The organism is Proteiniclasticum ruminis (assembly GCF_900115135.1).
Classification (GTDB): Bacteria; Bacillota; Clostridia; order Clostridiales; family Clostridiaceae; genus Proteiniclasticum; species Proteiniclasticum ruminis_A.
The window spans coordinates 22,713-37,306 of record NZ_FOVK01000016.1; the positions used below are offsets into that span (position 1 = coordinate 22,713).

Genomic DNA, 14,594 nt, shown 5'->3' on the forward strand with positions numbered 1-14,594 from the left:
GGATTCATTGGGTGCGTGTTGCAGTGATTATTACAGATGCTTCGGAAGATCACCGATCATTTTAAGAACTACATCAATATAAGCTTTTCTTTTTTGATCATCCAAGAGAAAATGATCTTTTTTGTCCTCTGCCAGAATTCTTTCCAAAGGGTGCACAATACTTGCATAAAGGATGGTCATGGGGACTTCCACCTCGGAAGAACGAAGTGTATAAGCTCTCAATAGGACACTTCGAAGCTGCTCATTCATTTCGTCAGTGACACGGATGATCTCTAAAAACAGAGAATCTGGGTCTTCAGCGATACGGGCTTCTTTAGAGAGGATGGTGATTCCTGGGAAGCGGATACAGTAGTCCATTACACTTTCACAGAAACCATGGAGCTTTTCGTGATCTGAGAGTGTTTCGTCTTGAAGTGGTTTTATGGTGGATTCCACATTTTCAATGTAGAATTCTTTGGTTTTATTGATCAGTTCTTCTTTGGATCGGAAATAATAATTGATCGAGGCCGCATTTACGCCCGCTTCCTTTGCAATGGCCCGAATGGGAACGCTTAATGAACCGATCTTTCCAATGAGATATAAGGTTCTATCTAAGATTTTTTCTTCCACACTGTTTAGTACTCTCATAGCCGCTCCTTTATCCATCTGCCGTTTTGTATTAGTATACCATAATTTCCCGTAGTTCATGGATAGCTTCAAGCGATGAGATCATGACTGGAGTGTATAGAAATGTGGGGCATGAGTTTGAAAGAATTCCAGATGAAAGAACCTTAAGTCAATGTATGATGAAATAATTTAAACAAAGTGTTTAAAACATATTGATTAAAATGGTGAAATAGATTACAATTTGTTTGTGAAATAACGAACTAGGAGGAAGTCATGAAGAAACTAATTGTACTGCTTTTGGCCATGATGATGCTTGTGGGTGCTGGCTGCGGAGCGAAGAAGGATGCACCAGAGGAAAAGCCAGGAGAATCTGTGGAGAGTCTCTTTACAGAAGGAACCTTTGAAGGAACTGGAAAAGGACACAATGGAGAAATTAAAGTTGCGGTTACATTCAGCAAAGACCGCATAGAAAAGATTGAAGTGCTGGATCATAAGGAATCCCTGGGCATCTTTGAAGCACCTGTAGATAAGATCCCAAAAGAAATCATAGAAGAGCAGAGCTTGACTGCGGATCTCATCGCTGGGGCGACTGTGACATCCAAAGGTCTTTTGGAAGCCATTGAGAATGCCTGTATTGCAGCAGGAGCCAATGTGGAAGCTCTGAAGAAAGCGGAAGAAAACAAAGAAACTGAAGGCGAAGCTGTCACCCATGAAACAGATATAGTTGTTGTGGGCGGAGGCATTGCGGGACTATCCGCTGCCATGGAGGCATTGGAGCTGGGGGCGAAAGTGATCCTGGTAGAAAAAATGCCCATCGTTGGCGGCAGTACCACAAGATCCGGTGGAAAAATTCTAGCTGCTGGTACCGATATTCAGAAAGAACACGGGATTGAAGACAGTGCGGAAGCCTTTGGAGATTTTCTTTTGGAAGTGGGAGAGAATCAGGTAGATGAAGAGTATGTCAGACTTGTGGCTGAAAAGTCCAATGAGAACTTTGAATGGCTCATGGAGCATGGGGTAGAGTTTGCGGATGACATTGAGCCCCTTCACTCCACCATCAGTCCTGCCAGAGGACATTATACAGCGAATCTTTCTGGAGCAGGCATGATCACACCTTTAGAGAAGGCATTTCTTGCAGCGGGAGGAACCATCCTTTATGAGACTCCTGCCGTGAAGCTTCTGAAAGAAGGAGACAAAGTAGTTGGTATTAAGGCCACCAATCCGGATAAGGATGACATCACCATCAAAGCCACATCGGTCATTCTTGCCACGGGTGGATTCAATCACAATGAAGAAATGATGAAAACCTATATTCCATTCCTGAAGAAGTATACAAGCAACGTCGGACTTGGAAACTCAGGAGATGGGATTACCATGGCACAGGCGGTTGGTGCAAGACTTCTCATGAGAGAAGCGGGCATCAATCTGACAGTCAATGGCGGCACATACTATGGATATGGAGAAGAGTTCAAAGGTATTTTTGTGAATCCCGATGGAGAGCGTTTCATGGATGAATCGATTTTTCATTTCACAAGAACAAGAGTCCTGATGGATCTTGGCATCAATGAGATGTATGCCATTACCACAGAATATAATGACCGCATTGGAAAGGCCATGGAAATGGGGGTTGGTTTCGAAGCGGATTCTGTGGAAGCCCTAGGAGAACTGATCAAGGCGAAGAACCTCGCCGAGACGGTCTCAAGATACAATGAACTTGCAGAGAAGGGTAAGGATGAGGACTTTAACAAGGATGCTTCCTTTATGAACGCTGTGGAAGGTGAGAAGTACTACGCCCTCTACATGGGAATGAGCAGTTCTGGTACTTTTGGCGGGATTGACACGGATCTGCAGGGAAGAGTGTACAGCGAAGATGGAGCCATCATAGAGGGGCTCTATGCAGCAGGAGAAACTGCTTCCGGTCGTGTTCTTTATAAAGAATACCCTGGATCAGGGACTGCCATCATGTGTTTCCTGACCTTTGGTCGTGAGGCTGGACGTCACGCAGCGGAAAATTTGAAATAAGATAGTAGAGGAAAGAGGAGTATCGCTAGGATGCTCCTCTTTTGACAGTTCAGTAATTATGGATTATTGGAGAGAAAAAATAACGTGATCATCTGGATGGTTGCCGCGTCCTATTTTTGTCAGATAAAAAGGAGCATCTTCTTTTTAGGTGTTTAGCAGGATACTATCATATCTTAATTGAGAAACTCATCTTATAGCTTGCCAATTAGTTTATTTATCTATGTTGTCAAATATTGCGTAATATAGAAAATCATGCTATATTTAAGTCATATAAAAAAAGTATTGATGTAATGGAATATTATACTATTATTTTGATGCTTCATTGCATCAAGATTTCATCCAAGGAGCCTGATAAAGGCGCAGCTGAAACTAATAGCTTTTTCAATTTCTATAAAAAGGAAGGGTGGTAATAATGAAAAGAAATACAAAAATCGTGATCATCATCATTATGTTCTGCATGTCATTGTTTACAACTCAGTTTCTGATGAACCCCCAAAAAGAGGTGCCAATTCAATACGTAAGCGGCATGAATGTTATCAATATTGAAAATCCTAAGGAAGTAGTAGGGTATGGAGATTATGTGTTTGTTGCACGCGTTGATGAAGAAATCAGAAACGTGGATAGCATCGCTGAAGACCTTGACCCTGGTATCCCGATGACTACATACTCTATTACAGTTCTTGATAATTTAAAAGGAAAAATAAAGAAAAATGCACCTATAGAATTCAGTAAGATTGGCGGAATATCATCCTCAAGTAATATGGTGACCCTGCTCGAAGGGGATGTAGTGCTTGAAGAAGATCAGTATTATATTCTAGTTGCTGCAGGAAATGATGATGGCTCAATGGTACAGGCGGCTGCAACAGGAGCGGTCAAGTTAGATGTTACAAGTGAAGAAGAAATAGTGTCATCACAAGCATACAAGGATTATGAAAAATACATTGAAGAAGAAGTGGAATACCAAAGACCAAGATATAAATCGATGTATGAAGAGTAGCTTGTTTCACTAGGATATGTGCCCTTTTGCCTATATATGTGACTTGAAGTCCAGGGAATTAATAGCTAAAGCCTGAAATCCATTGAGAACGATGGATTTCAGGCTTTATTTTGATAAGAACATTAATTTTAGTATTTTTATCCATTGCCAAATAGAATGTTGATAAAATTCTGTCTTGTATCTAGGATGCGGATGATCTTCACTGTTTGTTTTTCTAAACGATAGAACACATAATTTTTCTCTAGGACAAAATACATGTAATCTGTGGGTATGTCTATGACGTTGATCAGTGGTCTACCCATTAATGGAAACTGTTCAAATTGTTTGATGCTTTTAAGCATCTCATTTATCTTTTCAGCAGCCAATTCTACATTAAATTCTTGTTCCAAATAGACTTTGATTTTCATTAAATCTTCTTTTGCCACAGGTGAAAACTGAATGGTATACACTGTTATAATCCGAAGGTTGACTCAATATCTTCCATTGATATCCACCCATCCTCTCTGGCGGTTTTTTCGCCTTCTTCAATATGTGCCATTAGCTTCAAGGTAGCTTTTATTTTTTCATAATCTTCAATATCCATTAGGACATATTTGCCGCGTCCTTTTTTTGTCAGATAAACAGGAGCATCTTCTCTACAGGCGTTCAACACGTCATTATAATTTCTTAAGTCAGAAACTGGTCTTATATTTGACATTTTCATCAACTCCTTATGTTTATATTGTATAAATAAATGCTGTAAAATACAATGTAGATTTTACTGCTTATGTGAATCTTAGAGTGACATCACATAATAATTAATGTTGGTAGAATGTTTGATGGATTAATAGAGCGGATAGAATCTTACTTGCATTCTACTCTGTTCGCCGAAGTGTTATGAGTGAACAGACACCGTTATTTATGGTACGGTTCACCGTAACATATCCATCGGCGTAGTTAAAAAAAACTTGAATGATTATATTAAGAAAATATAGATTCATAGAAAAGGTTTATAATATTTTAAATTTTCCAACATCTATTTGAATTCATAATATTTATATACTATAATGTATATAAATAATTTTATGAGGCACAAAAATGAAAAAAGTTACAACATCTGATTTGGGAAACAGAGCAAGGACAACGTATCAAATCCAGAGTTCAAATATTTCTGCACTCGCAGCCATTCATGTTCCCGGTCTTGGATGGAAGTATAAAAGCATATCTGGAAGTTCAGGATCCGTATATTATGATCATGTTTTTTATGGATTTGACATAACAGGTGTACATACGCATGGGTATGAAGAAGCGATGATAAACTAAACTTGAGTTTGTAATGAGGAGTTTTTATGAAGAAAATCAGCTATGTTCTGATCATTCAGTTGGCCATTGCGACTACCTATCTGATTGTCACATCATTCAATATCAGATATACTTTTAACCTGGAAAATTTCTTGCATCCCGACTTTGGAGACGAGAGCACATATAGTTTCATGTTTGATGAGAGTATATTCACATCAGTTTCCTCGGAAGAGTTTATGGAAACGCTGAAAAATGCTTCAGATGAAAATGAAGTGACCTTTCGTGTGATTGTTGGTTATTCTGATGAGATGAACAGAAATGTCATGGAGAACTATATCTATTCTTCATCAGTGGAGATAGAGGATCTCTTCTACACTCAAAACGGCGATAGAATTTCCTGGAGTGACAGCGGTGAGGCCTCTTATTATTCAACTAATAGAGAGGATTCTTCTGCAGTGACGATACAGATGCTTGATGAAAGCTACGCATCAGGGCGTCTCTATCCGCTTCTTTATTTCCGTCCTCTACATCAGCTTTATGAACGTCCCCAAAAAGATTCTTATTATGTGGTTTATTTCTATGGGGAAGGAAGCGATATCAGAATGGTTCGAGACGAAGTAGTAAATACCTATGGACAGATTCAGTCTTCACAATTTCTCAAGGTGGACACTAAGACGTTTATGCCGGACGAATCTATTCGTCAAGGTACTTTACTCTCCGTAGGGATTGCACTGATTCTTCTCATCATTCTTATAGGCATCATCAATCAGCACCTCAAGGAAGTAAGCGTCAGAAAAATGATGGGACACTCCGATGTGCGGATACAGTGGCGTCTTTTGGGGAGATTTTTCCTGTTACTTCTACTTATTTATATAATTACACTAGGAATAGCGTATTGGTTTTTTGTGGGCGATGCAGGAAACATCGGTACGGCTATTTACAAAGGTCAGCTTAAGATTTTAACATACTTTGCTGCAGGTCTTCTAGCTGTGTTTATAGGTTCCTACGTCTATATCAGGTATACTTCCTCTGCCATGTATCTCAAGAAAAAATCTACATATAAGATGCTACTCTATGGGAACCTTGTTGTGAAGATTCTAATATTTATACTGGTAATCACCCCACTTCTTACGAAGCTGGAAGGCGGATATCGGTCCTTCAGAGATGTGATTTACAGAGAGAGAAAACACGATGCTGATCTCTATAGATACAATGTGAGTCTTGACATTCCAATGTCGGATTTTGATCGAATCATGAAAATGTTTGGGGATGCATTTGAGATATCAGAAAAAGAGAATGCAGTGCTCGCGGATTTCACTGATGCAGACTTGAGTCTGTTTGAAGAATTCGATGTGGAACTTGAACCGAATACGATATCCTCCATCGTGGTCAATACAGAGTATCTTAAGGACTATAAGATTCTTCGTGAAGATGGAACAGTTCTTGATCTGGAGACCTTACAGGGTAATACCATGCTGGTTCCACTTGAATTAAAGGGAAAACCTTTTACGACCATATCTCAGAAGGAATATCCAAAAGTTTATGTAGAGTTTCAGGATGCTTTCTATAATCCGGATATCAGTAAAAGAGATCACTTTAAAGTGAAAGATCCTATTGTCTTCTACACGAAGGAGTATGATGCTTCCGGTATGCAGACGCTTTATGGAGCTGTCTATTATAGTGATCTGGAAGGGCTGAGAGAGTCCTTTGAAGCAGCTGGGTATGGAGACGCTCTGCGGGTAACGGATCTTCGTCCGGTATATGATTTCTATATGGATGAATATAGGCAGGAAGCACTTGAAAGTCTGTACATTTTCGTGCTGTATCTCTCAGTGGTCCTGATACTTCTGTATGAGATCATATATCTTCATCTAGAAGAGAAAAGGCAGCTGATTTCGATTCAGTATCTGCTTGGAAAGTCTTATGGTGAGCGTTACAGGAATCTCTACCTGATGAGTCTTGTGTCCTATGCAGTACTGATCCCATACAGTCTGATCTTTCTGAAGGTATCGACTGTCAGTTTGCTGGTGCTATTCAGTATCCTGATTCTTCTGGAAATGATTCTAGTTTCAGGTCTGATCACACGATTTGAATCAACGGATATGGTGAAGACCATAAAAGGGGTGTAGTTATGGAAAATGTAATTTCAATTCAGGGATTAGAAAAGAATTTCGGTAAAAAGACGGTCTTTTCCGGGTTCAGCCTAGAAATTCCAGAAGGCAGTTTTACGGTGATTTCTGGCGCTTCAGGATCTGGAAAGTCCACGCTACTCAATATCATCGGGTTACTGGAGAAGAAAGGCAAAGGCGAAATGGTGCACTTTGGACAGAAGAATATCATGCCCTTTTCAACAAAAGCGACGAATCTTCTGAAGGATAAAATCGGATATCTTTTTCAGAACTATGCTTTAGTCGATAATGCCACCGTAGAGTATAACCTGAAGCTTGCCATGGAAGGTCATGACACGAGCAAAGAAAATAACCGGGTAAAGGAAGTTCTGGAGGCAGTGGGACTCGCCGGATTTGAAAAGAAGAAAGTATATCAGTGTTCTGGGGGAGAGCAGCAGAGAGTGGCCATTGCAAGGCTGATGCTGAAGCCCTGCGAACTGATCCTGGCCGATGAACCTACAGGAAGCCTAGATCATGAGAATAAAATGAAAGTTGTAGATCTCTTGAAGGGGTTTCAAAGAGCAGGGAAGACAGTGGTTCTTGTCACTCATGATGAGGATTTGATGCATCTGGGAGAACCTCTCATACGGATTGATCAAGTACCATAAAATAAGGCGAAATAAAAATCCATCTTTAAGGCTATAAAACGCCTTAAAGATGGATTTTTCGTTACAATATTTAAATTCTACCGATACCCGTTAAATCAAAATACACATTTCTCGCTCTAAAGGGACCGGGATTAGTCATTTGCAGTTTGAATTTTTCAAAATCGCTGATTCTTTTGGAATGATAGTAGGGGACTTCGAACCGAAGTATATTACTTCTAAGCCATTCAGGAACGGTTATCTTGTGAATCTGAAGATTGTAGTCGATAAGGGCTGCGACTTTTGTCAAAAAGTTCAGTTCATCTTTACTGCATAGTGATAAGTCCACAGGAATGAAAAGACTGTCTATGAAGTCTTTGTTTTTGTATTTAAGTAGTTCAAGAAGCTGATTTAAACTTGCATCAATATCCGGGTAATCATATAACTGCTGTAAATATTTATTTCCAATCATAACCCAAATCCTTTCCTAAATACCTTATAAAGTTTTGTTGTCTCTCACCAATGAGTGTCAAGGGGATATACTCTTCACATAAACGAAGTAATTCTTCTTTTGTTTTGATAGACAGGTCCTTGCATAGAAGATAGGCGTCGATGAAATCCTTTGCTGGCTCTGGCCTTGCTGCCAAGATTTTCATAGCAAGAAGCTGTTTAGCAGAAGGTTTGAAAATCTTTAAGTTTGAGTAAACCTTATAGGTTTCTTTGTCTTCTTTTAGGATGGACTTTAGAGGTTCCTTAATTTCTTCGTTGATCCATCCTTCTGATAAATTGAATGCGAATTTAGTCATGTCAAGTATGTGATTAAATAGCGTTTGATTTACTTCTGAAAATACACAGTCAATATCTCTTGTAGCAGGTCTATTGTCATAGACAATTGTCATTATTGAACCACCATAAACCGTAATCTCCAGTTGGAGCTGGTTTTCTTGTAATCGTTCATTCATGTATTCGAAAATATCAAGCAGTTTCTTTTTATCCATCATCTCTATGCTGTCCATCATCAGTGTAAATCCTCCTTTCTAATAGAGTTATTTATATTTTTATTATATCATATCCGAAAAGAGTAGAGTATTAATGTCCTTTATTTATGGTGCGGTTCTCTGTACCTATTCTATCAGCGTAACAATTATCAGGTCTAATCGTGGAATAATCTCTTCTACGATTAGACTTTTCTTGGTGCAAGTCCAGTCAACTTCTGGAAACAGCGCTGGCTTGTGTTCCAGTCTAAGGGTTGCTTTGTTCACCCGAGCATATTTGTGGTAATACCGTCTGTTCTGTGTCTCCATGTAGAATTTGTCGCCACTGACTTGACATGATTTCGCATATTCTTTCCAAAGCAGTTTCGTGGGACATAAGTTTTTACCAGTTCAGAGTGGAGATAGTCATAGTCGGGCATTTTAAAGGTGGTGTCTTTACACTGGGTAGAAACCGTTGGAAGAATTTTTACAAACCTAGCTTCATCTAGCAGCCTGAGATCTTCTAGTATTATTTTGCCTTTACCTCTTGCATGGCTCAAGAGATCAAGGCTATGGTGTTTCGTGAATCTTTGTGGGCGGTCTCAACATGACGCTGACTAAAACAGATGTAGACAGCTCTGCCGATGGTAATGTTGTCTGGTGTTATTATTCCTCTTGGAAAATAGTTTTATTGCAATGGTGCATCATGTTTATTTTGCATTAGAAGAATTTTATTGGATCTCTAGTAGCGAACTGAGTGGTATTCTGATCGTGCGCTGGTGGTTCTAAGACTCCGCGCTAATGGGTCTGAAGTTCCGCGATTTTCAAACAATAAAAAACGGATCGAGATATTGTTCGAAAACAGAGGGAAGGCTTAAAATAAGACCATCAACCGAAGTTGACAGTCTATTTGTGATGCCCTTATTGTGAAGTTAGAAAAGTGATTTTCGTGATGTTGGCTGTGCATGGCTCTGCTCCATGTCCTGTTCCTATTTTAGCTCTAACTAATATTTTAGGCATGTATAAACACACATTAAAAAACACTAACATTTCCGCTTTTTACATGATGTATTATTCTTTTTAGCACGTATAAAACTGTTATTATTGCTAATACAATTACTAATTGATAAATCAAACCAAGTTCCAATATCTTTTTCACAAGACCAGATGAAATAGAGTACAATCCAACTGTAATAAATTTTGAAAATACTGCTGTTAATAAAAATTTTCTAAATGTTATACGACTTAAACCTGCGCCTATACATATAATTTCATCAGTTAATATTGGAAAGATAAATAATAATATTAGAATAAAAGTTTCGTTTTTTTTCACCAATTTGTTATATTTTGCAAGATTCTTAGAATTGATTATAGTTAACTTTAGTTTTGTGTTAGCTATTCTTGATATGAAAAACATTGTAACTATTCCTAACACAGTGCCTAAAAAACCTAAAGTAAATCCTATGAATTTTCCAAACACTACATTTCCAGCTGTTATTGTAATTGGCTCTGGCAATGGTAGAATTATTGGCTGTAGAAAACATATTAAAAAATAGATAGCTTTACTAAACCTTCCATAGGATTTAAGGACACTTTCCACTCCATTCACTTTAACTAACTCAAGAAACATCGTTATGGTAGAAATGGAAAATAATGTTATAGTAAACAATCCGATTAATAAATTAATTTTGGTTATTTGTATTTTCCATTCTTCATTTTTTTTAAGAAGAAAGTATATCCACAATACATAGACTATTACAGATAATGTATTTATATAAAAACGAAGCGTTGGTGTAAGAGTTTTCAATCCTATGTTAAGAATACTTAAGTTTATTATTAATACAAAATTGTTCAAGAAAATATTTAAATATTTTCTTGATTCATAATTGCTCATATATACCTCTATATTTTCTGATTTTTTAATATATTTCTTATTATAACACCTAAAAACTATAGGTGTTATAACGATGTTTGTCAAGATAGTTGTCGCAAATCTTCTTGAGAATCTTTCTCCTGAATCTTTCTCCGGATTCAGCCACACTTCCTTTGGTGAATACCAATTCCTGATTCCTCTAGACCAGCGAAGTGGATTTTTCTGTTTAGCCAAGGCGTAGACCATCTTTCGATTTTCCAGGATTTTATCCGCAACGCCTGTATGTGCCTGATACGGTATGGCAAATCAGATCTCGCTGGAGTGATGTTCGAAGCGGTACCACCGCACAAAACTCAGGCACCACTTCCTGGATGCCTCCAGGGAAGCGAATCCCTTCAGAGGGTAGTCAGGTCTATACTTGCAGGTTCTGAACACGGACTCTGAATAGGGGTTGTCATTGCTCACGCGAGGTCTGCTTCTCAAAGGGGTTATTCCAAGTTCGTATAGCGTATGGAGCATGGTGGCATCTTTCATCGGGCTTCCGTTGTCGGAGTGCAGGATAAGCGGTTCATGGTTCCTGCTGATCCCCTGTGCAAGAACAGCTTTCCGTATAAGATGACTTGCATGTTCGGCTGACTCATCTTCCCATACTTCCCAGCCTACAATGTCACGGCTGAAGATGTCCAGAATAAGATATAGTTAATAATACAGGCCATTAATTGGGCCTGAGAGATAGGTGATGTCCCAGGACCAGATCTGATTAGGTGCTGTAGCAACATGGCTGGTTACAGTTCTTTTGGAGGGCCTCTCGCTTCGACCTCTGTGCTTGATCTGATCTGCCTCATGCATGACTCTGTAGAAGCTTGATTCTGAAGCGATATAGATACCTTTGTCTGCAAGATAGGAATGATCTGACTTGGTGGTCTATTGGCATTCTCAGGCTGATTGACGGTCTTGAGAAAGGATTCTCTTTCTTCCAGCGACAACTTGTTTTTAGGTTCAGACCTCACGGCCAGAGGACGCTGATCTTCCTGAGGTTCGTTGGGGTTCACCCACCTTTGGAACGTCCTTGTGGAAATTCCAAGTTCATGGCAGGCCATGGATTGTCACGCTCCGGAGGCGACAGCCTCCTCTACCAGTTGAATGATGATTCCGCGATCTGAAGTACTGCTTAGTCTTCCTCGTCTTACGAGGATCCCCAAATCGCTTCCGCTTTTTTTCGAAGTACCAATAGACCAGCAGTCTCAGCCAGCGCAGATTCTTTCCGCTGCAGTTCCTTTTCAGACGTCTCAGTTCTCGCTGGGTCATTTTATCCTGCTGCATCATTTCTGCAATCTGGCCAGGGATATTCCCGTTGGCATTCAAGCAGTTCTCCTGCCAGAGCCTGACCTGAGCCTCATAGAGCCCGTTCTTTCTGCAGTACTCTGAGAGCTCAGCCTCATTCAGCTTCATGGTTTCGGTAACAATGAGGAATTTATCCTGGCTGCTCCACTTTAGTTACACTGGAGATAGAGTAAAGTATTATGAAGAAAACTCACTTGAACACATACAGCATATCCAAAATATTAATGCTTGCGAAGGTTTTTGGAAGCGAAAAAATATGAAGACCAACAAGAGTACCGCTTCTTAGCATCTGATACTTCTATAGAGGATCATGAAATCATAGAAATTGGAGATCTAAGTGATAAATCATGGTTAGAGTTAACTGAAGAATTTCTAAATACTTTTCTAATAATAAAATGTAAACTAAACAAATTGAAGAGTAAAAGTGGTGTTGAAATGTTCCCGAGAACCTTAAAACCATTGACTTGTTTCCGCATGCCGCGAAAACGGTAAAAATTGATTGATATGTTTCCGAATACGGCGACATCAATAATGGAAACTCAGCTAAGGGTATAAGGAAACATATCACTGTTGAATTTATTACTTAGCCATGTTTTTTATAAGTGAATAGATTGCATGATTATTTCACTGGATTAGCATCACCAATATATGGTCACAGGCATCATTGATTCTGACTCTAAGCATCACCGATATTCAGTTAGAGCATCGTTAAGATGTAGCGCACTGCTGGAAGGCAGTGCGCCGAGAGTTCCTAAGACTCGAATGGGTTGTTTACATTAGCTAGATATTTTCGCATGTTTAAGGTGCCTGAGAAAACCCAGATTGCATTGTGAACTATCCGATCCATCATAGCATCAGCATGAATACCTCCACCTAAGCGGGCATGCCATTCATCTTTCTTAAACTGAGTGCAAAATATCGTAGAACTGCAATCATGTCTGCGCTCAATTAGCTCGAACAGGAAGTGTTGCTGTTCATCTGATAGACTATCTAGAAGCCATTCATCCAATATCAGCAACTTATAACTGCTGAACTTTTTTAGCAGTCTCGAAATTCCTTGTTTGGCGAGGCTGGCTTCATCACGAAGAATCAGCAAGTCTGGTATTCGAATATAACGGGTTCTGATGCCTTGCATGCAGGCTTGCCTTCCGATGGCGCAAGCCAGGTAACTCTTACCTGATCCTGCGAATCCATGAAAGATGATGCTGGAACTCATGTCAATGAATTGACAACTGGATAATGTAATCATCGTCTGGTGATCAAGGCCACGATCCACATAGTGTACATCACTCAATACAGCATTTGGTATTCTGAACTTGGAGAGCCTAATAAGACTTTGGACTCTGCTGTTGTATTTTTTTTGATAGACATAGTCCACAGCTACCTTGAGACGATCTTCAAAGCTTAGGATGCTGTAGTCCACACCTTGAGACTGGAGTTCAATGGCCTCGATGAATTCACTTAAGTTTAATTCTCTGAGTTTTCTTCTAGTCTCCTCATTAAGAATGGTCATGACTTGTCACCTCCGCTATAGTAATCAGATCCTCTGACGTACCCCTGAACAGACTTGTTTAGTTCCTTTTTTTCCTGTTCAGCTACCCTCGCAAGGTGGAGTGTATCTTGGTTAGAGGACAGAAGTGCTTTAAGATGACTATATCTTGGTGATCTGATTTTAGATAGCGCAATCTCGCATGCAGTTTCCAAACGTTTTTCAGTATAAGTTTTTGCGAGTTTTAGGACTGACAATGCTGCATTGTAGCCTTGTTCCTTGATTCTGACGCTACCAAAGATCCGGTCGATGACTTCACCAGTATTCTTACCTATGGTGTAGGCCCATTTCTGGATTCTTTCATCGTCCCACTCAGTACTATGGAAATGATCAGGCATATGTTCTTCTAGTGTTGACCACTTGTGTTTCAAGTAATCTGGTATTTTTCGATGTGTTGCGATTCGCTCTTCTTTGAAATAGATTTCGAGGAATGTATCAGTAATCTTAAGATTGACTTTTTTTCCGACATATTGGTAAGGTGCAGAATATCGATTAGTCTTGTAAGAGATGTGACAATCCAGATTTACGGAATAACCATAAACCCACTCAGCTATCTCAAATGGAACTGGAGGGAGAGCTCGGAGATACTGTTTTTCCATCTCATGGAAGACCTCATATCTACTGCCTTCTCGTTTCTGAAATTTACTCCTGTTAAATTTCTCCAGTTCATTCCGTATAGCTATCTCTAGTTCGTCCATGCTGTAGAAGCTAATGTTGCGGAGTTTGGCAATAATTGCAGTTGCTATCTTACCCACAGTTCCTTCAACAGATGCTTTATGCTTTGGTTTTCTTATGCCTGTCGGCATAATTGCGGCAAAATAGAAATCTCCAAGACTCTCGTATTTCTCGTTTAGAATGATATCACCTTCACGTGGATGGCTTGTAACTCCCACTTTAAGATTGTCGCACTTAATTCTGATTGTAGAACCACCAAAGAAGTTAAACATATTCACATGACACTTGAGCCAGGTATTCTGTTTCATATCAAAGCAAGGTTCCACGTAAGAATATTGGCTGTATGGTAGCGTAGCTACAAACAAATAGACTGGAATTATTTCTCCTGTCTCTTTATTGACGATGGACATTGTAGAACCGCTCCAGTCTACTTCACATATAATGCCAGGTTTGTGGATGAGATGATTGGTCAGGCTATTCTTCATGACATAATCCGAGTAACCTTCACAGAATTTTGTGTA

The 14,594-nt window shown here is 39.4% G+C and carries 16 protein-coding genes; 5 read left to right on the forward strand and 11 right to left on the reverse strand.

The genetic code is table 11. From position 1 onward, the window contains the following. Positions 1–30 precede the first annotated feature (30 nt). Positions 31–627, reverse strand: coding sequence for a TetR/AcrR family transcriptional regulator (locus tag BM243_RS13575; RefSeq protein WP_074912927.1), 597 nt, complete (start codon positions 625–627; stop codon positions 31–33). A 252-nt stretch (positions 628–879) separates the two neighbouring features. On the opposite strand from BM243_RS13575, the gene BM243_RS13580 reads away from it, so the two are divergent. Continuing rightward, the gene (locus BM243_RS13580) at positions 880–2,628 is read left to right on the forward strand and encodes an FAD-dependent oxidoreductase (RefSeq protein ID WP_074912928.1); all 1,749 of its coding nucleotides are present in this window, start codon (positions 880–882) and stop codon (positions 2,626–2,628) included. A gap of 412 nt (positions 2,629–3,040) precedes the next feature. Continuing rightward, complete coding sequence (locus BM243_RS13585) at positions 3,041–3,625, forward strand: hypothetical protein (protein WP_074912929.1); 585 nt, start codon at positions 3,041–3,043, stop codon at positions 3,623–3,625. Between the two features lie 137 nt (positions 3,626–3,762). On the opposite strand, the gene BM243_RS13590 is transcribed toward BM243_RS13585, so the two are convergent. Both BM243_RS13590 and BM243_RS13595 read right to left on the reverse strand, forming a co-directional pair. After that, positions 3,763–4,074, reverse strand: a complete 312-nt coding sequence (locus BM243_RS13590) for a type II toxin-antitoxin system RelE/ParE family toxin (RefSeq protein ID WP_074912931.1) — start codon at positions 4,072–4,074, stop codon at positions 3,763–3,765. 2 nt (positions 4,075–4,076) lie between these two features. Next, positions 4,077–4,322, reverse strand: a complete 246-nt coding sequence (locus BM243_RS13595; protein WP_074912933.1) for a type II toxin-antitoxin system prevent-host-death family antitoxin — start codon at positions 4,320–4,322, stop codon at positions 4,077–4,079. Between the two features lie 380 nt (positions 4,323–4,702). Here BM243_RS13595 and BM243_RS13600 point away from each other — a divergent pair, with 380 nt between their 5' ends. Genes BM243_RS13600 through BM243_RS13610 form a run of 3 tightly spaced genes read left to right on the forward strand, consistent with a single transcriptional unit; the run spans position 4,703 to position 7,682 of the window. Further along, positions 4,703–4,927 (forward strand): hypothetical protein, encoded by a 225-nt coding sequence (locus BM243_RS13600; RefSeq protein WP_074912935.1) that lies wholly within the window; start codon positions 4,703–4,705, stop codon positions 4,925–4,927. 26 nt (positions 4,928–4,953) lie between these two features. Next, the gene (locus BM243_RS13605) at positions 4,954–7,035 is read left to right on the forward strand and encodes a hypothetical protein (protein ID WP_074912937.1); all 2,082 of its coding nucleotides are present in this window, start codon (positions 4,954–4,956) and stop codon (positions 7,033–7,035) included. A gap of 2 nt (positions 7,036–7,037) precedes the next feature. Continuing rightward, positions 7,038–7,682 (forward strand): ATP-binding cassette domain-containing protein, encoded by a 645-nt coding sequence (locus BM243_RS13610; protein ID WP_074912939.1) that lies wholly within the window; start codon positions 7,038–7,040, stop codon positions 7,680–7,682. Positions 7,683–7,752: 70 nt separating this feature from the next. Here the strand turns inward: BM243_RS13610 and BM243_RS13615 are convergent, their stop codons facing one another. From BM243_RS13615 to BM243_RS13650, 8 genes are all read right to left on the reverse strand, one after another. Beyond that, complete coding sequence (locus tag BM243_RS13615) at positions 7,753–8,130, reverse strand: hypothetical protein (protein ID WP_074912941.1); 378 nt, start codon at positions 8,128–8,130, stop codon at positions 7,753–7,755. Further along, positions 8,117–8,677: a DUF6036 family nucleotidyltransferase gene (locus tag BM243_RS13620; protein WP_083422824.1), complete on the reverse strand. Its 561-nt coding sequence runs from the start codon at positions 8,675–8,677 to the stop codon at positions 8,117–8,119. The genes BM243_RS13615 and BM243_RS13620 overlap by 14 nt, the downstream gene beginning before the upstream one ends. A gap of 988 nt (positions 8,678–9,665) precedes the next feature. Further along, complete coding sequence (locus tag BM243_RS15075) at positions 9,666–10,739, reverse strand: TVP38/TMEM64 family protein (RefSeq protein WP_177213535.1); 1,074 nt, start codon at positions 10,737–10,739, stop codon at positions 9,666–9,668. Between the two features lie 72 nt (positions 10,740–10,811). Beyond that, entirely contained in the window at positions 10,812–11,195 is a 384-nt protein-coding gene (locus tag BM243_RS15605; protein ID WP_083422826.1) for a DDE-type integrase/transposase/recombinase, read from the reverse strand. A gap of 95 nt (positions 11,196–11,290) precedes the next feature. After that, the gene (locus tag BM243_RS13635) at positions 11,291–11,605 is read right to left on the reverse strand and encodes a hypothetical protein (protein WP_074912945.1); all 315 of its coding nucleotides are present in this window, start codon (positions 11,603–11,605) and stop codon (positions 11,291–11,293) included. Next, positions 11,592–11,957 carry a hypothetical protein gene (locus BM243_RS13640; RefSeq protein ID WP_074912947.1) on the reverse strand — a complete coding sequence of 122 codons (366 nt, stop codon included), beginning with the start codon at positions 11,955–11,957 and terminating at the stop codon, positions 11,592–11,594. The genes BM243_RS13635 and BM243_RS13640 overlap by 14 nt, the downstream gene beginning before the upstream one ends. A gap of 643 nt (positions 11,958–12,600) precedes the next feature. After that, positions 12,601–13,362 (reverse strand): ATP-binding protein, encoded by a 762-nt coding sequence (locus tag BM243_RS13645; protein ID WP_242943568.1) that lies wholly within the window; start codon positions 13,360–13,362, stop codon positions 12,601–12,603. Further along, positions 13,359–14,594, reverse strand: a 1,236-nt coding sequence (locus BM243_RS13650; protein WP_207646208.1) for a Mu transposase domain-containing protein, incomplete at its 5' end; no start/stop codon positions are given. The genes BM243_RS13650 and BM243_RS13645, both read right to left, overlap by 4 nt.